Raw genomic sequence first — 21034 nt, 5'->3', positions numbered from 1 at the left:
GCCCTCTCCGGCGGTGCTCGCGGTGGCATGGGTCGCCACCGGTGGGAATTGCTAATGAAAGTCGTTTTCATTAATGTAGCCGTGTCGGTTTCCCCTAGCAAGGGCTGGAGATGGTGGCAGCAACGGCAGACGAGGTACGTCGATGTATCGGGACGGTCCTCGGCGTACAGGCGGACGATATCGGTTCCGATCGCCGCTTACAGGAATTGGGAATGGACTCGTTTCTCGCGGTCCGGCTGCACCTGCGGCTGGCCGAGCGGACCGGAGTGCGGGTACCGCTGGATGCCTTCGTGGGCGCCACCCTCGACTCGCTGACCGCGGAGGTCGCCCGGCGTGCCGAGGATCACAGCGATGAGAAGCCCACGGGCGCAGCGGAAGCCGCGCCGGGGGAGGCGGCGGTCGTCGAGGCGGAGCTGACACCGATTCAGGCGTCGTACTGGGTGGGGCGCGATCCGGATCTGCCGCTGGGCGGCGTCTCGACCCACTACTACTTCGAATTCGACCGCGATGCAGCGGAATTCGTCACCGGCGACGCGGCCGCGGAGGTGGCCGCGCTGGAAGCGGCCTGGAACCGGCTGGTCGACCACCACGACATGCTGCGCGCGACGGTCACCGAGGACGGCAGGCAGCGGGTCGAACCTGCGGGTCCGCGTTATCGTCTCGGCGTCACGGATCTGCGGGAGCGGCCCGCCGAGGCCGAATCGGTGCTGGCGCGGTTGCGCCGGGAGAAGTCACATCAGGTGCGCGACACCGCGATCTGGCCGCTGTTCGATATCCATGCCGCGCTGTTGCCGTCCGGCGGCCTGCGGATGTTCGTCGGATTCGACATCATCGTGCTGGATATGGCGGGCTGGATCCTGCTGATGCGGCAGTGGGGCCGACTGGTCGCCGATCCGGGCCTCGAGTTGCCGCCCGTGCCGACCTCGTTCCTGCGAATTCTGGAGGAGCGCAAGGACTCCGAGGTGTGGCGGCGCGACCGCGACTACTGGCGCGGCCGGGCCGCCGACCTGCCGCCCGGCCCCGCCCTCCCGTACGCGACGGCGCCCGAACGGGTGCACCGGCCGCACTTCCGCAGGCACGCCGCGCGGCTCGAGCCCGCGCGGTGGACGGCCCTCACCGGGCGGGCGGCGGCGCGCGGTCTGAGCCCGACCGCGGTCCTGCTGGCCGCCTTCGCGCTGACGCTGCACCGCTGGGGAGCGACCGCACCGTTCTGCCTGAACACGACGCTGTTCGATCGCCCCGACGCCGACGCGCACGACGGGGTCGTCGGCGATTTCAGCACCACGGCGCTGGTCGAGCTGCCCGCGGTGGACCTGCGCTCGTGGCGGGGATTCGCCGACTTCGCCACCCGGGTCAACACCCGATTCTGGGCCGATCTTGAGCACCGCTCCCACAGCGGTGTCGAGGTGCAGCGGATGCAGACCGCGGACCTGACACCGCGGTATCCGGTGGTGTTCACCAGCGGTGTGGGGCTGGGGCAGGGCGAGTCGGCCGCGGCGGGCTGGCTCGGTGCCGAGATCTTCGGGGTGTCGCAGACGCCGCAGGTGGTGCTCGATCACATCGTGTGGGATGAGGCCGGTGCGCTGCGGATCGCGTGGGACGCGGTCGAGCAGGTGCTGCCCGTCGCGCTGACCGAGCAGATGCTGTCGGCCTACACCCGATTACTGCGGCGCCTCGCCGACAGCGACACCGACTGGGAGACAGTCGATCTGGGATGGAATCCGGCATTCGAGGCGATGCAGCGCCTGGACGCCGACGCCGGGTCCGGCCCGTTGCTCACCGACCCGCAGCGGGAGATCGCGCGGTCGACCCCGGACCGGACCGCGGTGCTCGGGGCCGCGGGCTCGTGGACCCACGCCGAATTGTTCGGCCGGGCGCGGGCGCTGGCCGCGCGGCTGACCTCGGCCGGTGTCGCCGCGGGCGATCGGGTCGCGGTGGTGGCGCCGAAGTCGCCCGGGCAGATCGCCGCGGTGTACGCGGTCATCGAGGCGGGCGCGTCCTTCGTGCCGATCGAGCCGGACTGGCCGCCGCAGCGGATCGCGTCGGTGTGCGCCCGCGCCGAGATCGCCCATGCGCTCGTGGCACCCGAGGCGCGGGACAGGTTGCCGGACAACGTCGTCGGATACGCGATCGACGCCGAGCCTGCCGGGGATGCCGATCCGGTCCGTCCGGCGCCCGACGATCTGGCCTACATCATCTTCACCTCGGGATCGACGGGGGAGCCGAAGGGTGTGGCTGTCGAGCACCGGGCCGCGCGGACGACGATCGACGACATCAACGACCGGTTCGGCATCCGCCCGGACGATCGGGTGCTGGCGCTGTCGGCGCTGAGCTTCGACCTGTCGGTCTACGACATCTTCGGCGTCCTCGGCGTCGGCGGCGCCCTGGTGCTGCCCGATGTCGAGCGCCTGCGCGATCCGGGCCACTGGTGCGAGCTGATCGCCGAACACGGTGTGACGGTGTGGAATACGGCACCCGCGATGGCGGAGATGCTGATCGAGTACGCCGAGGCCGACCCCGCCGCGGCGGCCGGGCTGGCCTCGCTGCGGGTGATGCTGCTGTCCGGGGACTGGATTCCGATCTCGCTGCCGGACCGCCTGCGCGCGGTGATCGGCGACGTCCGGGTGATCAGCCTCGGCGGCGCGACCGAGGCCGCCATCTGGTCGATCTGCTATCCGATCGACCGGGTGCCGCCGGACTGGACGAGCATCCCGTACGGGCGGGCGCTGCGCGACCAGTTCTTCCTGATCCTCGATGACGACGGACGGCCCTGCCCGGTCGGCGCCCCCGGCGAACTGCACATCGGCGGTGCCGGGCTCGCGCGCGGCTACGTCGGCGACGCCGAGCAGACCGCGCAACGATTCGTCCACGACGAGGCGCTGGGTGAACGGCTGTATCGCACAGGGGATCTGGGGCGGTGGCGGCACGACGGGACCATCGAATTCCTCGGCCGCGCCGATCGCCAGGTGAAGATTCGCGGTCACCGGATCGAACTGGGCGAGATCGATGCCGTGGTGACCCGGCTGCCGGGGGTGCGCCGCTGCGTGGCGGCGGCGGTACCCGGCGCCGACGACCGCCCGCAACTGGTCGCCTACCTCGTCGCCGACGAGGTGGACCCGCAGGCCCTGGCCGCCCATGCCGCCCGGCACCTCCCGCGCTATATGGTGCCCGCGCACTGGGTGCGAATGGACGCCATACCGCTGACGGCCAACGGCAAGGTCGACCTGTCGAAGCTGCCGAACCCGCTGCGCCGCAACGGTATCGGGCAGGCGGCCCCGGCATTGCCCGACACGGTGGAGCCCGAGACCGGGGACGTCGCCGAGGCCGCCGACGGCGTCGCGGTGGACCCACCGGCCGACCTCGAGCAGGCCGTGACCGCGGTCTTCACCGAACTGCTCGGCCCCGGAATAGATCCCGCCACGCCGTTCCACGACCTGGGGGCGACATCGCTGACGTTGGTTCGCGCCCACCGCCGCCTCCGGCACCTGGCGCCGGACCTCACCGTTCCGGATATGTTCCGCCACGGGTCCATTCGCCGGGTGGCGGCGTGGATCGCGGTGCGGACCGGGCGATCTCGGCCGGTCGATGCCGCGGTGCGGCACCGTATCGATCTCTCCGCGGCGGCCGAGCGCGGTCGTCGGCGGCGCCTGGCCCACGCGGCGCGCTACTCCGTGACCGGATCGGGGGAGGAGGCCGTATGACCTTCGGCGACACAGTACTTCGAATCGCGGAAACCCTGCGGCGGCGCACCGACCGGACGCAGCGTTTCGCCGCGCACGCCGAGCACCGCCCCGGCACCCCGACCGAGATGACGATCCGGATCAACGGGCACACGCTCGTGGTCGACGAGCCGGTGCCCGCGGGCGGCGGCGACGCGGGACCGGATCCGATCGGCCTGGCCCTGGCGGCCCTCGGCGCCTGCCAGCTGGCGACCTACCGGTTCCACGCCGCCCGCCTCGGCGTCGAGATGACCTCCCTGGCGGTGGATGTCGAGGCCGCCGTCGATATGGGCCCGGTCTTCGGCATCGACCAACCGGCCCGGCCCGGCGCGGTCCGCATGCGGGTGCGGGTGCGCGGCCCGCAGGATCCGGACCGGTACCGGCACCTACAGCAGCTGGTGGAGTCCTCGTGCCCGGTGCTGGCGCTGATGCAGGACAAGACCTCGGTAGCAACGGAATTGGAGATCGTCGCATGAGTCGGCAACCGGATGATGAGAACGCCGTCGCGATCGTCGGCATGGCATGCCGGTTTCCGGGAGCACCGGACCTGGCCGCGTTCTGGGAGCTCATCGCCTCCGGCCGTGAGGGTTTGACGCGGTTCACCGACGACGAGCTGGCCGCGCGCGGCGTCGCGGAGTCGTTGCGCCGCAAGCGCAATTACGTGCCCGTCGGCGGGATCATCGACGGCCAGGACCGTTTCGACCCCGGCCACTTCGGGCTCACCCCGCAGGACGCGGCACTGCTCGACCCGCAGCTGCGGCTGCTGCTGGAATGCGCGTGGGACGCCCTCGGCGATGCCGGGCACGGTGGCGGCGCGGAGCTCGGGGCGGTGGGCGTGTTCACCGGGGCTTCGCACAGCGCGTACTACGAGTCGAATCTCGCCGCGTATCGGCAGGCGGCCGAGCGTGATCCGATGGGGCTGCTCCAGGCGCAGCTGGGCGCGTTCACCGACTACTTCCCCCAGCAGCTCGCCTACCGGCTCGACCTGCACGGCCCGGCCGTGGCCGTCCAGGCCACCTGCGCCACCTCGCTGGTCGCCGTGCACACCGCCGCGCAGTCGCTGCTCGCCGGGGAATGCGATGCGGCGCTCGCGGGCGGGGTGTCGTTGATCGTGCCGCAGGGCCGCGGCTATCTGCACGTCCCGGACTCGATCTTCTCCGCCGACGGGCACACCCGGGCGTTCGGCGCGGGGGCCTCGGGCATGGTGCACAGCCAGGGCGTCGGGGTGGTGGTGCTGCGCCGCCTCGCCGAGGCGATCGCCGACGGCGACCCGATCTACGCCGTCGTGCGAGGCAGCGCGGTGAACCACGACGGTGCCGGGAAGGCCGGGTTCACCGCACCGTCGGCGACCGGGCAGGCGCGGGTCGTCGCCGAGGCGCTGGCCGCCGCCGACGTGGACGCCGACGCGGTCGACCTCATCGAGGCGCACGGTACCGCTACGGTGCTGGGCGACCAGATCGAACTGTCCGCCCTGGCCGCGGTGTTCGCGGATCGGACGGTCGCCGAACCGATCGCGGTCGGGTCGGTGAAAAGCAATATCGGCCATACCAATTCGGCTGCCGGTATCGCCGCTCTGATCAAAACCGCTCTGGCACTGCATCATCGGCGCATTCCCGCCACCGTGCACGCCGACCCTGCGCACCCGGAACTGGCCGAATACAGCGGCCTGTTCGATATCGCGACCCGGACGCGGAGCTGGCCCGAGCGGCGGGGTGCCCGCGTCGCCGGGGTCAGTTCGTTCGGGATCGGCGGCACGAACTGCCACATGATCCTCGCGCAGGCGCCCGAGACGGCGCCGCCCGGCGAGCCGGACGGCCGCGCACAGGTGCTGCTGGTCTCCGGAGCCAGCGAGCACAGCTGCCGGGCCCAGCTCGACACCGCGCCGACCGACGACCGCACGCGCGCCGACCATGCCGCCACGGTGCTGCGCGGTGCGCACCGCGAGACCGGCTGGCGCGGCGCGGCGGTGCTGCCGGAGAACGGCGGAGCGGCGCGAGTGTCGATGCCGCGGCAGATGCCGTCGCGGCGACCGGACATCGTCTTCGCGTTTCCCGGTGCGGGCGCGCAGTATTCGCGCATGGGGGCGGGGCTGTACCGCGACGAGCCACGTTTCGCGGCCGTCGTGGACGAGTGCGCGGCGGCGCTGCAACCGCTGCTGGACTACGACATTCGCGATATCGTCACCGGCGCCGCGCCGGAGCGCGATGCCGACGACGTGCGCTATGGCCAGCCCGCGCTGTTCGCGGTCTCCGTGGCCACCGCGATGACGCTGCGGCACATGGGCATCGAGCCGGACGGGGTGCTGGGACATAGCCTCGGCGAGTACGGCGCCGCCGTGCTCGCGGGCCTGCTGAGCCTCGGCGATGCGGCGCGCCTGGTGGCCGTGCGCTCCCTCGCCCTCGCGGGGACCGCACCCGGGGCCATGCTCGCCGTGGCGGTGGGGGAGTCCGAGCTCGCCGATCTGCTGTCCGGTCACCCCGAGGTGACGATCGCCGCGGTGAACGCGCCCGACGCGTGCGTGGTGTCCGGTCCCGCACCGGCGATCGGCGACCTCGCGATCGTGCTGGGCCGCACGGGAATCGGCACCACCCGGCTGCGGATCGACGCGGCCCTGCATTCCCCGGCCGTCGAGGCCGCCGCACCGGTGCTGCGCGAGGCCGCGGCGGGCCTATCGCACGGACCGGCGACGGTGCCGCTCTACAGCACGCTCACCGGCCGGGTCGCGCAGACGCTCGAGCCGGAGCACTGGGTGCGGCACCTGCGCGAGCCCGTCCGATACGCCGCCGCGGTGCGCGCGGCCGCCGGGTCGCGGCCGACCGTCATCGTGCAGGTGGGGCCGGGCAGCGGGCTCGCGACGCTGGCGCGCCGCAACGCCCCGGCCGGTCTGACCTCCGCCCTGACCACGCTCCCCGATGCCGACGAGATCGCCGCCCTGCCCATCGAGTCTCCCGTCCCCGACCGCGCCGCGCTGCTGACGGCGGTGGGCGAATTGTGGTGTGCGGGTGCGGCCGTCGATCCCGCGGCGCTGCATCGGGCGCGTCGCCGTGTCCGGTTGCCGGGCCATCCCTTCCAGCGGCGTCGCCTGTGGATCGACCCACCCGCCGAATCGTCCGCCACGACCCCGGGTATCGATTCCTCGACGGAAGGTCCCGCGCCCCTTGGATCGCACTCGGACGCCGCCGGTCGCGTCGGGGCCGACAACGGCACGGCGGCGACGAAGTCCGATACATCCTCGACGCCCGATGCGTTCTCGGATGGCGGCCGTGGGGTAGCCCTGGCCGGTCTCTCGCCGGATAGCGATCCGGCCGCGGCGCTCGAGGGCGATGAGCGGATCGTGGCGGGGCTGTGGGCCGATCTGCTGGGCCTCGGGATCGCCGACGGCGAGGCGGATTTCTTTGCGCTCGGCGGCAATTCGATGCTGGCGACGCGGATGCTGGACCTGCTGAACGACCGGTACGGCGCCGAGATCCGGCTGCGGGAGTTGCTGGCCGCCTCCACCGTGTCGGCCTTCGCCCGGCTGTTGTCACAGCGCCGCAGCTCGGTTCCGGACCCGGAACCGAGCACGGTCGAACCGGCCGCCACCCTCGGCCCGTTTCCGCTCACCCGGGTGCAGCATGCGTATTGGGTGGGGCGCTCGGGAGCGTTCGGACTCAGCGACGTGTCCTGCCACATCTACCTCGAATACGACTGCGACAGCCTGGATCTGGACCGTTACCAGCGCGCGTGGAATCGGCTGATCGACCGCCACGACATGCTGCGGGCGGTCATCACCGACGACGGCCGCAACCAGGTCCTGGCCGAGGTGCCGGAGTACCGGATCCGCCGTCACGATCTCGCCGGGATTGGGGAACAGGAACGGGAGGACAAGCTCGCGGACCTGCGCCGCCAGCTCTCGCACCGGGTCCACCGGTCCGACCGGTGGCCGCTGTTCGATGTGCGCGCCGCGGTCCTCGACGACACCACCACCCGGGTGTTCCTCGGCATCGACGCACTGATCTGCGACGCCGCCAGCTTCCTGATCCTCGATCGCGATCTGCGCCGCTGCTACCGCGACCCCGGGACCGAACTGCCGCGCATCGGCACCGGCTTCGCCGACTACGTCGGCCACCTGGCCACCCGCGCCGAGACGCCGGAACGGCAACGGGCCGTGGACTATTGGCGGCAGCGCCGCGACACCATCCCGGGCCCTCCGGCCCTGCCGACGCGCACCCGTACCCAGACCCGCCCGTGGTTCGCCCGCCGCAGCGGGCAACTGGCGCCGCAGGACTGGTCGGCGCTGCGGGCCGCGTGCGCCACACACGGGGTGACGCCGTCGGCGGTGTTGCTGACCGCCTACGCCGACGTGCTCGCGGCATGGTCGGGCGACGAGCGATTCGCGGTCATGCTGACCCTGGTCGACCGGCCGGTCGCACTGCCCGGAATCGCCGACGTGGTCGGTGATTTCACCACCCTGCTCGCGCACGAGGTGGACCGGAACGCCGACGACTCCTTCGCCGAGCGCGTGGCCCGCACGCAGCAGCGGCTGTTCGACGACATCGATCACCGCGGCTACTCGGCGCTGGAACTGCTCGCCGAGAAATCCACCGAAACCGGTGCCCGGCAACTGCTTCCGGTGGTGTTCACCAGCGCCCTCGACGTCGGCGGGCTGGTGGACGACGACGCCGATCTGGAGTGGGCGGGCCGCATCGTGCACGGCGTCAGCCAAACACCGCAGGTCTGGCTGGACCACCAGGCGTTCGTGCACGCCGGGGCGCTGCAGCTGCAATGGGACGTGCTGGAGACCGTGCTCGATCCCGACGACGCCGACACGGCCTTCGACGCCTACCTGTCGTGGCTGCGCCTGCTCGTCGAGGACTCCGGCAGCTGGACCGATGCGCAGGCGGGTCCGCGCCTGTCGGACGGCGGAGCGGACATCGCCGCGACGGTGACCGCGATCTGGACACAGGTGCTCGGCGTCGATCCCGTTGTCGTGCAGGCGGACTCGACGTTCGTCGGACTCGGTGGCGACTCGGTGCTGGCGGTCCGGATGGCGACCATGGTGCGCGGCCGCCTCGGCGTCGCGGTGCCGGTGGTCGACCTGGTCGGGGATCAGACCCTGGCGCAACTGGTGGCATTCATCACCGAGCGACGGAGCGAAGGTGCCACGGCCGGAATCGAACTCGCCCACCAGGACGACCCCGCGGCCCCGTTCGCGCTCACCCCGCTGCAGCAGGCGTACTGGGTCGGCCAGCAGCACGGCTGGGCGCTGAGCTACGACTCCGCGCACATGTACGTCGATTTCCGGCTGGCCGGGGTCGATCCGGAGGAGGTCGCGAACGCGATCCGCTGGCAGGTGCGGCGGCAGCCGATGCTGCGCGCGATCTTCCTGCCCGACGGCTCGCAACAGGTGCTGACCGACGACGACCCGCGCCTGGCCGCGCTGCCGCTGACCGAGATCGACCTGCGTGCCGCGGATATCGGTGAGATCGATCGGGTGCGCGCCGAAACCCGCACGCGGATGCAGCGTTCCGGGCCGGATATGGATCCCTGGTCCTTCCGGGTCACCGCGCTGCGCCTGCCGGGCGAGGAACTGAGCCTGCACATCGTGAGCAGCCTGCTGGTCGCCGACGGCTGGTCGGTGCAGCTGATGTTCACCGAGCTGTTCACCCGCCTCGACGATCCGAACGTCGTATTGCCGCCGCTCACCGCGCATTTCGGCGACTACGTCGAGACCGTGCGGCGGCAGCGGCTCGAACCGGAGTGGCAGGCGCAGCGCGACTGGTGGTGGGAGCGGCTCGACGACCTGCCCACCGCGCCCCGGTTGCCGTTCACCATGCCCGTCGAACAGGCGCGCCCGGACGACCTGGAGCGACGGGAACTGTGGATCACGGGCGAGCAGATGGCCGTGCTGCGCGAGCGCTGCACGGAATACGGCATCACGCCGACGACCGCGTTCGCCACCTGCTACGCCATCGCCCTGGCCAGGCTGGCCGGGCACCGCCGGTTCCTGCTGAATGTGCTGTACCTCAACCGATTGCACCTGCCCCGCGACCTGGACCACGCGATCGGCCCCTACGCCGGCACCGTGCTGCTCGACGTCGACCTGCCCGCCGGGGCGAGTTTCGCGACCGCGGCGCGGCACATGCAGGAGGCGACCGCCCGCATGCTCGACCACGGGCAGGTCACGGGGGTGGAGATCGTGCGCGAGCTCGGGCGCCGCCGCCGCGACACCGCCCCGCAGGCGCCGGTCGTGTTCCACAGCACCCTGGGGCTGCACCCGCCGGGCGGCACCCCGGAGTCGGTGCGGGTGCGCGACTTCTATCAGCGCGTGCGCACGCCGCAGGTGGCGTTGGATATGCAGGTGTTCCAATGGGATTGGGACGACGCGGTGGTGGTGAATCTGGACGCGGTGGCCGAGCTGTTCGCCCCCGGCGTGCTCGACGACCTGTTCGCCGCCATCCGCGCCGAGGTCACGGCCCTGGTCGACGATGCCGGAACCTGGTCGGCCACGGTCGAACTGCCGTCGGCGGGACGCGCGCCCGACAACTCCGGCGCACGGCGGATGGAGGCGGTGCACGGCGGCCCACCGGCGGACGACACCGAGCGCGGTATCGCCGAACTGTGGGCGCGACTGCTCGACCTGGGGTGCGATGCGACGGGTATCGACCGTGCGGCCGACTTCTTCGCGCTCGGCGGCGATTCGGTGCTGGCCATCCGCATGCTGAACCGGTTGCGCGCGGATCTCGGACTGGTGGTCGCCCCGCGCGATTTCCTCGCCGACCCGACGCTCGCGGCCACCGCCGCGGCCGCGCGCACCGAGGTCGCACCGCCGCCCGCGGACTGTGCGGTCACCCTGCGCGACGGCACGGGGGAGCCGCTGTTCCTGCTGCACCCTACGGGCGGTGACGTGCTCTGCTATGTCGATCTGGCCCGCAAGCTGGATACGGGACGACCGGTGATCGGCCTGCAGGACCCGGCCCTGGCCGGGGCGCCGGGCCCGGGCAGTATCGGCGAGCTGGCGCGGGCGTATGAGACCGTCCTGCGGGCGCATCAGCCCGCGGGCCCGTATCGGCTGGGCGGATGGTCGATGGGCGGCATCGTCGCCCACGAACTGGCCCGGCGGCTCCGCGCGGCCGGAGAGACGGTGGCGCTGCTCGTCCTCGTCGACGCCAATATCGCCGACCGGATCCGGCATTCCGACATCGGGTTCTGGTCGCGGTATCTCGGCTCGCTGGAAGCCTTCCTCGATATCGACCTCGAATCCACGACCCTGGGCGAGGGTTTCGAGCAGCGGCCCGAGGGCGACCAGCACGCCGAGGTCGACCGCCGCCTGGCCGCCGCGGGGCTCGCGGGGCGCGACGAGACGGCACAGCGGTTGCGGGAGAGCATCTTCCGGCGCCACCTGCGGGCACTCGGCGACCACACCACCGGTGTACTCGACGGGGACGGCCTCGAAACCCTCGTGGTACGAGCCGAATTCGCCGCACCGCGCAACTCCGGCGTGGGGATGGGGGTCGACGACTGCACCGATCTGCCCGACCTCGGCTGGGGCGCCCACACCAAGGGCCGCCTCGATCTGCACACCGCCGCGGCACACCATTACGCGCTGCTGCGGGAACCGGCCGTCGACACCGTCGCCGACCTGGTGTCCCAGGCGTTGGCGCGCACGGAGGACGGGGCGCGCGATGACTGAGGCGCCCGGCGCGGACTCCTATGCGGCGGCCGCGGAGTTCTACGACCTGATGGCGACACCCTATGTGGCGCAGCTCGATCCGGTCCTGTCGGCGATGCTCGCCGAGACCGATACCGTCGCCGGTCCCGTGATCGACATCGGCGCGGGCACCGGGCTGTCGACCATGCTGATCGCCGACGCCCTGCCGGACGCGGAGATCATCGCGGTCGAACCGGCGGCGGCCATGCGCGCGGTGCTGGTGTCGCGGCTCGCCGCCCGCCGCGATCTGCGGGACCGAATCACCGTGCTGCCCAGCGGGTTTCTCGACACCGACCTGCCGTCGCGCTGCGCGGCGGTCGTGGCGCTGGGCGTGATCGGGCATTTCGATCCGCGTACGCGGCCGCGCGTGTGGGCGACGATCGCGGGCGCGCTCGCACCCGGCGCCGCGGCCGTCGTCGAGATCCAGCGTCCCGGCCGGGTCGCCGCGGACCCCGAACGGCGCTACACCCGGACGCGGGCGGGCGCGGTGCACTACGAGGGCTGGAGCCGCGCGGATCCGGTCGACGACGAGTCGCTGGTGTGGCGCATGACCTATCGCAGCTATCGGGACGACCGGCTGCTACAGGAGGCGATCACCGAGCACCGGGTCTGGCCCGCGGCGGCCGAGCGGCTCGACGCCGAGGCCCGCGCCGCCGGGCTGCGGCTGGCCGCCGCGGACGCCGGGACGGGTCTGCTGCGGTTCACCACGGAGGAACAGGATTGATATGAGCGACAACAACACTGCCGACACGGTGCTCGCGGCGGTCGCCGATGTGCGACCCGCCCTGCGGGAGCGGGCCGCCGAGGCCGAACGCGCGCGCCGGATTCCGGCCGAGTCGATCAAGGCACTGCAGGAGATCGGGTTCTTCAAGCTGTTGCAGCCCAAGCGTTTCGGTGGATTCGAGGCGGATCCTGTCGTCTTCTACACCGCTGTGCGGGATCTGGCCGCGGCCTGCGGTTCCACCGGCTGGGTCGCCTCGACGCTGGGCGTCCCGCCGTGGAACGTCGCGCTGTTCGACGCTCGCGCCCAGGACGAGGTATGGGGCGGCGACCGCGACACCCGGATCTGCTCGTCCTACGCCCTCACCGGCACGGCGACGCCGGTCGACGGCGGCTACCGGCTCAGCGGCCGATGGGGTTTCGCCTCCGGCTGCGATCACGCCGCCTGGGCGCTGCTCGGCGCCCGCGTGGTGGTCGACGGCGAGGCCGTCGAATCCGCCACCTTCCTCGTGCCGCTCGGCGATTACACGATCGAGGACGTGTGGGATGCCGTGGGCCTGCGCGGCACCGGGAGCAACGATCTCGTGATCGACGATGTCTTCGTGCCCGCGCACCGCGTGCTCGGCGCCGAGGCGGTCGGCAAGTGCGTGACACCGGGCCAGGACGTCAACGACGGTGCGCTGTACCGGATTCCGTTCGGCGCGATCCATCCGAGCGCGATCACCACCCCGATCATCGGCATGGCTCAGGGCGCCTACGAGGCCCACCTGGCCCACCAGCGCCAGCGCGTGCGGGTGGCGCTCCCGGGGGACGCCCGCAAGGAGACCGGTTTCACCGGCACGCCGTTCGCGGAGGATCCGGCGACGCTGGTGCGCATCGCGGAGGCCGCCAGCGAGATCGACGCCGCCTGGCTGCAGCTGACCCGCAATATCGGCACGCTGCGCGCGCTGGCCGAGGCACGCCGCCCGATTCCGATGATCGAACGGCTGCGCACCCGCCGCGACCAGGTGCGCGGGACCGAACGCGCGATCCACGCGGTGGACCGGCTGTTCGAGAACTCCGGCGGCCGGGCGCTCGGCTCCGGGTCGGTGATCCAGCGGTTCTGGCGCGACGCCCACGCCGGGCGCGCCCACGCCGCCAACGATCCCGAACGCGCCTACCGCCTGTTCGGCTCGGCCGAACTGTCCGCGGGGGCCATGCCGTGACGCCTATAGTGGATGTCCTGCAACGGCATCCGTGGGTCGGTGCCGCCCGCTGGAACGACGACCGGACCGCGATCGTGGTGCGCCCGGACGCGGCCGCGATCGCCGTGCGCCCGGTGCCGGGGACGCTGCTGACCGAGCATCTGGCGCACTGGCAGCACGTGTACGAGTTCGTCTACACCGCCGCGGCCGACCGCCACGGTGACGACCTGGATCTGTCCGGGTGGCGGGCCTCCGACACCGGTGCACCGTTCCCGAAGGCGCACATGCTCGAGTGGATCGACCACGCCGTCGGACTGGTGCTGCGGTCGCGGCCGCACGTCGTGCTCGAAATCGGTTGCGGCAGTGGCCTGCTCGCGCACCGCATCCACCGCCACGTGGGCGGCTACGTGGGCCTGGACGTGGCCGAACCGGTCGTCGCCCGGCTGCGGGAGCAACGGCTGCCGGGGGTGCGGGTCCTGCGCGCGGCCGCACACGAACTCGCGTCCGAGCCCGTCGCGGCGGCGGTGCGCGGTGCCGATGGGGGAGCCGCGGCGCCGGACTGCGTGGTACTCAACAGCGTCACCCAGTGCTTCCCCGACGAGCGGTATCTGACGGCGGTGCTGTCGGATGCGCTGGATCTGGTCGCCGCGGGCGGCACGGTCGTGGTGGGCGATATTCGCAATCTCGGCACCGCCGTGGAGTACGCGCGGTGGCTGGAATCGGCGCGCGAGCCGGGCCTCACCGAGGACGAGGTGGCCCGCCGGGCGGACGCGCGCTCGGCGGCGGAGGAGGAACTGCTGTGCGACCCGCGGATCTTCGCGCGGATCGCTCGACAGCATCGCCGCGATATCCGAACGGCCTGCTACGCCAAACCATTTCGCGACGACACCGAACTCACCCGATACCGCTACGACATCGTCTACACCGTCGACGCGCCGCCACCCCCACCGGCCGCGGCGGTGGACTGGGCCGACCTGCCCGGACCGCCCGCCGATCGGCTGGGCCGCCTGAGCGACGCGCCCGGCACGGTCGTCACCGGCATTCCGAATGCCCTGTTGGACAAGGAGACACCCGGCGCCGTGCGCCCGGCGGAACTCGCCGCCGCCGCACCGCCGGGCTGGTCGGTCCTGCTGGATTCGCCCGATGCCCGGCGCCTGGCCGTCGGCGCACCGGACCGGTATCCGGGCTCGGAAGCGCTGGACGGCAGCGCATTACGCCCGCTGTGCAACGACCCGTTCGACCGCTTCGTACGGCAACGCCTGCCCGAAGTGCTCATCGACCATCTCGACACACACGCCGCCACCCCGATTCCCCGCATCGTGGTAGCAGAGGAGCCCACACCCCGATGACGACAACTCCGGCACTCGACGAACTCGCCGCGGCCTGTCGCGGTACCGTGCTCGGTCCCGCCGACGACGGCTACGACCAGGCCCGCCACACCTGGAACGCGGCCGTCGACCACCGCCCCGCCGTGCTCGTGCGCTGCGCCGACACCGCCGACATCGCCACCGCGGTGACCTACGCGCGACGGCACGGTCTGGCGGTATCGGTCCGCGCGGGCGGTCACGACGTGGCCTCGCATCCGGAGGTCGCCGAGTCGCTCATGCTCGACCTGTCCCGGCTCGACGGAATCACCGTCGACGCGGGGGCCCGGCGGGTCACCGTGGGGCCCGGCGTGACCTGGGTGCAGTTCGATCGTGCCTGCGCGGCACACGGATTGGCGGTCACCGGCGCCGACGTCTCGACCGTCGGCGTGATCGGCACCGCGTTGTCCGGTGGTAGCGGCTGGCTGCAACGCGCCTTCGGATTCACCTGCGACAACGTGCGGTCCGCGCAGGTCGTCCTGGCCGACGGGCGCACCGTGACGGCCACGGCCGACGACCACCCCGACCTGCTGTGGGCGCTGCGCGGCGGGGGCGGGAACTTCGGCATCGTCACCGCGCTCGAGCTGGAGTTGCACCCCGTGCCCCGGGTGTACGCGGGTACGCTGCTCTACCCGTACCGCAAGGCGCGCGACGTACTCGCCGGATTCCGTGAGTTCGCCGCCTCCGCGCCGCCGGAACTGTCGTTGCGCGCCACCCTGATTCACTGGCCGCCGGGCGCACCCGAGGGCCCGCCGCGGGCCGCGATCACGGCGTCGTATCTGGGCGCGGCGGATCGTGCCCGCCCCGTGCTCGAGCAGCTGCGCCGCATCGGCGAACCCGAACTCGACCTGATGCGCCCCGTCAGTTATCCGGAGCTGCAACGCAATACCGAGCAGGCGTTCGCGACGGGCCACGCCACCGCGACCGGCACCGAATGGCTGCGCGCGCTCGACGATTCGGCCATCGACGCCCTCGTCGATCTGGGCGCGCGCATGCCCACCCGGCACTCCCTGCTGTCCATCCATCAGCTCGGCGGCGCGATACGCCGGATGCCCACCGCGGCAACATCGTTCGGCTTCCACGACGCGGCCTACCACCTGGTGGCCTTCTCCGGCGGTCCGGCAGGCATCGATCTCGGCCGGTCGCGGGAGTGGATCGCCGACATCACCGCCGCGGTCGGGGGCTGCTCCGCCGGTGGGCCGTACGTCGGAATCCTGGACGGCACCGCCACTCCCGACCGTGTCCGCAGTGCCTATCGTCCCGACACCTACCGGCGCCTGACTCAGATCAAGGCCACCTACGATCCGGACAATCTCTTCCGCTGCAACCACAACATTGCGCCGAGCACCGGGGAGACGGCGGGGGAGCGGCGATGACGACCGTATTCGCCGACGTGGCCCGGCGCGCGGACGAGGCGGTCGCCGACGTGGACACCCGGCACTGCCGTTCCGCGCTCGACGACCTGGACCTGTTCGGGCTGCACGCTATGCTCCGGGTGCTGCGAAACGCGTTGCCGGACAGCGTTACCCGCAACGAGGCCCAGATCGCCACCCGGCTGGGTGTCGCGTCCCGGCATCGGTGGCTGCTGCGGCGTTGGTTGCGCGAGCTCACCGACCGCGGCCAGCTGTCCTACAGCTCCGGTCGCGGCTACGACCTCGCCCGTCCGGCGGCCACGCCGCAGCGCGCCCAGCTGCGCCAGGCGTGCGCGGACCTCGGGTTCGCACCGGAACTCGCGCAGTTCTTCGACCGCGCGAACCGGCAGCTGTCCGCGCTGCTGCAGGAGCGTGTCCTGCCCCAGGAGCTGCTGTTTCCCGACGGTGACTTCTTCACCGCCGAGGCGGCCTATCGCACCAACCCGGTCAATCGGTACCTGAATGTCGCTGCCCGCGAGGTGATTTCCCGTCTGGTGGCCGAGCTGCGTGAGCAACGCTCACCGGTCCGGATCCTGGAACTGGGCGCGGGAGTCGGCGGAACGACGACCGATATCGTTGCCGCCCTGCGTGATTCCCCGGTCGAGTACCACTTCACCGACCTGTCGGCCTTCTTCCTCACCGCCGCCCGCGACCGCTTCGCCGAGTATCCGTGGATGCAGTACGGCATCGTCGATCTGAATACCGACCTGCCCGGGCGACCCCCGTGCGATATCGTGCTGGCGGCCAACGTCCTGCACAATGCCCGCCACACCGGGAGGACGCTGCGGCAGCTCGCCGACCTGCTCGCTCCCGGCGGCCATCTGGTCTTCGTCGAATCCTGCCGCGAGCACTGCCAATTGCTCACCTCCATGCACTTCCTCATGTCGCCCAGGGCGGGAGGCACCCCGCCGGGGCAGGACGACGTCCGCGCGGGCACCGACCGCATCTTCCTGCGCGTGCACGAGTGGCTGGACGACCTCACAGCCGCCGGATTGGAGCCCTGGCTGGTACTTCCGGAGGCCGAGCATCCGCTGGCCCCACACGGGCAGCGGATCTTCGCCGCCCGCAAGCCGCACCCGGCCGCGGGCGGCCGGTCATGACCACACCGCACTACCTGCGGAGCACCGACTACTACGAGGTCGGCCGCGAGAAGATCCGCGAATTCGCCCGCGCCGTACAGGATCTCCACCCCGCGCACTGGGACGACGACGCGGCCCGCGCCCTCGGCCACCCCGCCCTGATCGCACCGGTGACCTTCCTGTCCTCGATCGCCATCCCGGCGCAGCGCGTCATGTTCGACCGAGCCCTGGCCGCCTACCCGCACAGTCGGCTCCTGCATTTGGAGCAGGAGATACACCTGCACCGCCCCGTCCGCGCGGGCGACCGGCTCGGCTGCGAACTCGCCGTGGACTCCGTCCATCCCACCGCCAACGGCGACCTCGTCACCGTCACCACGGCCATCCGCGATCACGACGGCGACCTGGTCCAGACCGTGCACACCACCCTGCTCGGCGTGACGGGCGAGGATGACGCCGCCGAATCCCTGGGCATGCAGCAGCTTTCGGCGCCGATCCCGCCACCCCGCGAGGTGACGGGACAACCCGACCTGTCTCCGGACGCCGGTGACGGCAGTGCAGGGGAGACGGAATTGGTTGCCGGACACCGGTTTCCGAGTCGGACCTACCGGCTGACACGCGGCGATCTGGTCAACTACGCGGGAGTCTCCGGTGACAACAACCCGATCCACTGGAACGAGACCGTCGCCCGCGCCGCGGGCCTGACCACGGTCGTCGCCCACGGCATGCTCACCATGGGCCTCGGCGCCACCTACCTCACCGACTGCCTCGCCACCCCCGCCGATCTGCGCGACTACGCCGTACATTTCGCCAACCCGGTCTACATCGCCCCCGACCGCCCCACCGACCTGGAATTCACCGCCACCGTCCGCCGCGTCGACACACCCGGCCACCGGGCCACGATCGCCCTCACCGCTCAGACCGCCGAACACCAGATCTTCGCCCGCGCCACCGCCACGGCGCGCCTGCGCCAGCCGAGGGTGGCGACGCGGGCGCTCGGCTGACGACGCGCGCGGTCCCGACCCGCCGGGCGAGTGGTCAGTGGGACAGGCGCTCGGATTCGGTGCGGACACGGTCGGCGAGGGACGGGGGACGCGGTCGCCGATATCGTGGCGCGAGGTGATGCAGCGGCCAGCCGGAGCGTGCCGGTGCCGGGACGCCGCTGACCGTCATCGAATGGGACGAGGAGCCCCGCGCACCTTCGCGCACTGGGCTCCGATCTTGATCGTGGTGCCGTCGTCGGGGATGGGCGTAGTCGAAGTCGATGCGCGCGACCTGGCCCAGCCGCGGCTCGACGGCGGTGATCAGATCGCTGTGAAGGGTTGTCCGCGACTCGGGGGCGGACTGGGGGCTCTGCCCACGGTGAGGCGAGTCATGATCCTGCCGCTTTCTCGATCGTCGGCGACGACGGTTTCCGGGTCGCTGCGGCGGCGATGAGGGTGGAGCGGGCGCTGTAATAATCGGTGGCCGAGGGGACGACCTGCAGCACGAGCATGGCGTTGTTGCTGCCGAAGAGGTACATGGTGTTGCCCGCCTCGAACGGGTAGGCGTCGAGTTGGACCTCGTGATAGCCGACGGTCATTCGGCGGGGTGCGGGCGCCCAGCTGGTTTCGTCGTACACGACGCGGCGCACGGGGCCCATCCGGATTCCCAGGAAGGTCAGCAGGCCGGGCAGTTCGGTGGTGAGCTGGTCGGATCGCGGCCACCAGGCGCCGTCGATGTATCCGTCGCTTTCCGGCTTCAGCCGCAATCGGGGGGTGTAGTCGGGCGGGGCGCGGTGCCGTGCGGTCTGCCGGTGGCGCCATGATGGTGCTCCCTGTGTCGGTTGCCTCCAGTAGACGCCGGATACCCTCGTGTGTCAACGTTGTAGATCTACACTCGTGCACCTGAGGAACGGAGTCGGTCTGTGATGGCTGCATCGTCGAACAACCGGAAGGGCCCCGGCCGCCGGGACAGCCCCGTGACGCGGGCGGCGGTCCTGGATGCGGCGCTCGAGATCGTCGACCGCGACGGCGTCGACGCGTTGTCGATGCGCCGGCTGGCCGAAGCGGTGGGCCGCGATCCGATGGTGATCTACCGGCACGTGCCGAACAAGGCCGCGGTGCTCGACGGCGTCGCCGAGATCGTGTTCGGGCGGCTGTCGGTCGACCCCGCGGCCTCCGACTGGGTCGCTCAGGTGCGCAGTGTCGCCCGCGAGTTCCGGCGGCTCGCCCTGGCGCATCCGCGGGTGGTGCCGCTGCTGGTCACCCGGCCGCTGGCGACCCCGCTGGGGCAGCGCCCGCCGGCGATGGTGCGGCCGCTCGAGGACATGCTCGCGCTGCTCATGCGCGTCGGGTACACCGAGGTCGACGCGTTGCACATCTATCGGGCGCTGTTCGGGTTCCTGTACGGGCACGTGCTCAACGAATTGCAAGAAATTGTGGAACGCCCGGAGGAGACCGACGACCTGCTCAGGCTCGGGCTGTATCGGCTGCCGATCGGCGAGTTCCCGCTGGTGCGGAACCTGGCGTCGGTGCTGGCGGCCTATGACGGCGCCGCGGAGCTCGAGCGGGGCCTCGACATCCTGCTGGCCGGTCTCGCGGCGACACTGCCCGGGCCTGGCGAAACCCCGCCGCTCGAGCCCGGCGACGCATCGCTGCCCGGGCCGGATGACGCACCGGCGCCGCGGTAACGCGCTCACGGGCAGCCGATGATGGTGTGCGCGGCCTCAGCGCCGGTCCCGCCATCCCCGCGCGGCCGGGGTGATGGTCCTGGCGAGGCCGGTGAGCAGGATGTCGAGGCCGCGTTCGAGTTCCGCGGCGCCGTTGTAGGCGGCGAGCTGCGGGGCGAGCCCGCGGAGCAGCGGGAACTCGCCGATCGGTAGGTGGTGTAGCCCGAGCCGCAGCAGGTCGTCGGTCTCCTCCGGTTGTTCGACGATTTCCTGCAGCTCGTTGAGTACATGCCCGTACAGAAATCCGAACAGGGCACGATAGATGTGCAGGGCGTCGCTGCCGCTGAAGTCGGCGCGAGCGAGTAGTTCCAGGATGTGTTCCACCGGGCGCAGGGTGCCCAGCGGCCGCAGCCCGAGCGGGGTGGCCAGCTGCCGGGTGACCAGCAGCGGCACGACGTGCGGGTGCGCCACGGCCAGCCGCCGGAAGTCCCGGGCGACGACGCGCAGCTGGTGGCGCCAGTCGGGGTCGGTGGCATCGATGGTCAGTTGTTCGAGGACGAACTCGGTGACGCCGTCGAGGAGCGCGGCCTTGTTGGCCGCGTGCCGGTAGAGCACCATCGGATCGCGGCCCAACCGCTTGCCGAGGCGTCGCATCGACAGGCGGTCGACGTCGTCGCGGTCGATGATCTCGAGCGCCGCGGCCAGTATCACCGCGCGGGTCAGCGGATGAGCGCCGCGGCCGCCGCGGTGGCGGCCCGGTGGATCGGGGGTGTCGAACGGGCCTGCTCTCGTGTCGTTCATCCGCGGTGCCGCCTGTTCGTCTGCCGTTGTGCAACGGTGTAATACTACACTGTAGACAGACGGTGTATGAGCGCCTAGGCTGTAGTCATAACCGGTTCATGCGTCGACCGGTCGGCCGCTTCGGCCGGCCGCGGCCACACCGCGCATCCGGGGACGGGACCATTCCGATGGCCATCGAGAACAAGATCACCCACCAGCTTCAGGCGGCGAAGGCGAACCTGGACAAGCTCTTCGGCACCGCGGCCGGAGACGGCAGCCGCCGGACGGAGAGTCTCGGGCATCGAGCCCGGGGCGCCATCGACCGAGCCAGGCAGGCGTTCAAGCGCTGACCGACTCCTTCACGCGCACAGGCGCATTCGCATCGGCCATCGGTATCGGTTCGGCCACGGCACAACACCCAGGAACTCGAGGGTAGGAA

The 21034-nt window shown here is 71.6% G+C and carries 13 protein-coding genes; 11 read left to right on the top strand and 2 right to left on the bottom strand.

Annotation, left to right across the window (positions count from 1 at the left end; translation table 11 throughout):
- Positions 1-110: 110 nt before the first annotated feature.
- The 9 genes from QH290_RS04240 to QH290_RS04200 are packed head-to-tail and all read left to right on the top strand — an operon-like array spanning position 111 to position 18169.
- The gene (locus QH290_RS04240; protein WP_280382021.1) at positions 111-3701 is read left to right on the top strand and encodes a non-ribosomal peptide synthetase; all 3591 of its coding nucleotides are present in this window, start codon (positions 111-113) and stop codon (positions 3699-3701) included.
- Positions 3698-4195 carry an OsmC family protein gene (locus tag QH290_RS04235; RefSeq protein ID WP_280269239.1) on the top strand — a complete coding sequence of 166 codons (498 nt, stop codon included), beginning with the start codon at positions 3698-3700 and terminating at the stop codon, positions 4193-4195. The genes QH290_RS04240 and QH290_RS04235 overlap by 4 nt, the downstream gene beginning before the upstream one ends.
- Positions 4192-11391 (top strand): type I polyketide synthase, encoded by a 7200-nt coding sequence (locus QH290_RS04230; protein ID WP_280382020.1) that lies wholly within the window; start codon positions 4192-4194, stop codon positions 11389-11391. Before QH290_RS04235 ends, QH290_RS04230 begins: the two co-directional genes overlap by 4 nt.
- Positions 11384-12133 carry a class I SAM-dependent methyltransferase gene (locus QH290_RS04225; protein ID WP_280382019.1) on the top strand — a complete coding sequence of 250 codons (750 nt, stop codon included), beginning with the start codon at positions 11384-11386 and terminating at the stop codon, positions 12131-12133. Before QH290_RS04230 ends, QH290_RS04225 begins: the two co-directional genes overlap by 8 nt.
- Entirely contained in the window at positions 12129-13334 is a 1206-nt protein-coding gene (gene hsaA, locus QH290_RS04220) for a 3-hydroxy-9,10-secoandrosta-1,3,5(10)-triene-9,17-dione monooxygenase oxygenase subunit (RefSeq protein ID WP_425301867.1), read from the top strand. Before QH290_RS04225 ends, hsaA begins: the two co-directional genes overlap by 5 nt.
- A complete protein-coding gene (locus QH290_RS04215; protein ID WP_280269243.1) occupies positions 13331-14662 on the top strand; it encodes a class I SAM-dependent methyltransferase in 1332 nt (443 codons plus the stop codon). Before hsaA ends, QH290_RS04215 begins: the two co-directional genes overlap by 4 nt.
- A complete protein-coding gene (locus QH290_RS04210; RefSeq protein WP_280269244.1) occupies positions 14659-16053 on the top strand; it encodes an FAD-binding oxidoreductase in 1395 nt (464 codons plus the stop codon). Before QH290_RS04215 ends, QH290_RS04210 begins: the two co-directional genes overlap by 4 nt.
- On the top strand, positions 16050-17189 hold the full coding sequence (locus QH290_RS04205) for a class I SAM-dependent methyltransferase (RefSeq protein ID WP_280269245.1): 1140 nt from the start codon (positions 16050-16052) through the stop codon (positions 17187-17189). Before QH290_RS04210 ends, QH290_RS04205 begins: the two co-directional genes overlap by 4 nt.
- On the top strand, positions 17186-18169 hold the full coding sequence (locus QH290_RS04200) for a fused (3R)-hydroxyacyl-ACP dehydratase subunits HadA/HadB (RefSeq protein WP_280382018.1): 984 nt from the start codon (positions 17186-17188) through the stop codon (positions 18167-18169). Before QH290_RS04205 ends, QH290_RS04200 begins: the two co-directional genes overlap by 4 nt.
- Before the next feature lie 368 nt (positions 18170-18537).
- Here QH290_RS04200 and QH290_RS04195 read toward each other — a convergent pair whose 3' ends face one another.
- On the bottom strand, positions 18538-18915 hold the full coding sequence (locus QH290_RS04195) for a DUF5994 family protein (RefSeq protein WP_280382017.1): 378 nt from the start codon (positions 18913-18915) through the stop codon (positions 18538-18540).
- 159 nt (positions 18916-19074) lie between these two features.
- Here QH290_RS04195 and QH290_RS04190 point away from each other — a divergent pair, with 159 nt between their 5' ends.
- Positions 19075-19836, top strand: coding sequence for a TetR/AcrR family transcriptional regulator C-terminal domain-containing protein (locus QH290_RS04190; RefSeq protein ID WP_280269248.1), 762 nt, complete (start codon positions 19075-19077; stop codon positions 19834-19836).
- A gap of 36 nt (positions 19837-19872) precedes the next feature.
- On the opposite strand, the gene QH290_RS04185 is transcribed toward QH290_RS04190, so the two are convergent.
- Entirely contained in the window at positions 19873-20616 is a 744-nt protein-coding gene (locus tag QH290_RS04185) for a TetR/AcrR family transcriptional regulator C-terminal domain-containing protein (protein WP_280269249.1), read from the bottom strand.
- 98 nt (positions 20617-20714) lie between these two features.
- Between QH290_RS04185 and QH290_RS04180 the strand changes: the two genes are divergently transcribed.
- On the top strand, positions 20715-20945 hold the full coding sequence (locus QH290_RS04180; RefSeq protein ID WP_280382016.1) for a hypothetical protein: 231 nt from the start codon (positions 20715-20717) through the stop codon (positions 20943-20945).
- Positions 20946-21034: the final 89 nt, after the last annotated feature.

The organism is Nocardia wallacei (assembly GCF_029869545.1).
In the GTDB taxonomy this organism is placed as follows: Bacteria; Actinomycetota; Actinomycetes; order Mycobacteriales; family Mycobacteriaceae; genus Nocardia; species Nocardia wallacei_A.
Note: the sequence above shows the minus strand (reverse complement) of the source record. Positions and strands in the feature narration are given on the sequence as shown.

Excerpts from the sequence above, each read along its gene's own strand:
- QH290_RS04240 (WP_280382021.1), top strand. The coding sequence starts at position 111 with ATGGTGGCAGCAACGGCAGACGAGGTACGTCGATGTATCGGGACGGTC.
- QH290_RS04235 (WP_280269239.1), top strand. The coding sequence starts at position 3,698 with ATGACCTTCGGCGACACAGTACTTCGAATCGCGGAAACCCTGCGGCGG.
- QH290_RS04230 (WP_280382020.1), top strand. The coding sequence starts at position 4,192 with ATGAGTCGGCAACCGGATGATGAGAACGCCGTCGCGATCGTCGGCATG.
- QH290_RS04225 (WP_280382019.1), top strand. The coding sequence starts at position 11,384 with ATGACTGAGGCGCCCGGCGCGGACTCCTATGCGGCGGCCGCGGAGTTC.
- QH290_RS04210 (WP_280269244.1), top strand. The coding sequence starts at position 14,659 with ATGACGACAACTCCGGCACTCGACGAACTCGCCGCGGCCTGTCGCGGT.
- QH290_RS04205 (WP_280269245.1), top strand. The coding sequence starts at position 16,050 with ATGACGACCGTATTCGCCGACGTGGCCCGGCGCGCGGACGAGGCGGTC.
- QH290_RS04200 (WP_280382018.1), top strand. The coding sequence starts at position 17,186 with ATGACCACACCGCACTACCTGCGGAGCACCGACTACTACGAGGTCGGC.
- QH290_RS04190 (WP_280269248.1), top strand. The coding sequence starts at position 19,075 with ATGGCTGCATCGTCGAACAACCGGAAGGGCCCCGGCCGCCGGGACAGC.
- QH290_RS04185 (WP_280269249.1), bottom strand. The coding sequence starts at position 20,616 with ATGAACGACACGAGAGCAGGCCCGTTCGACACCCCCGATCCACCGGGC.
- QH290_RS04180 (WP_280382016.1), top strand. The coding sequence starts at position 20,715 with ATGCGTCGACCGGTCGGCCGCTTCGGCCGGCCGCGGCCACACCGCGCA.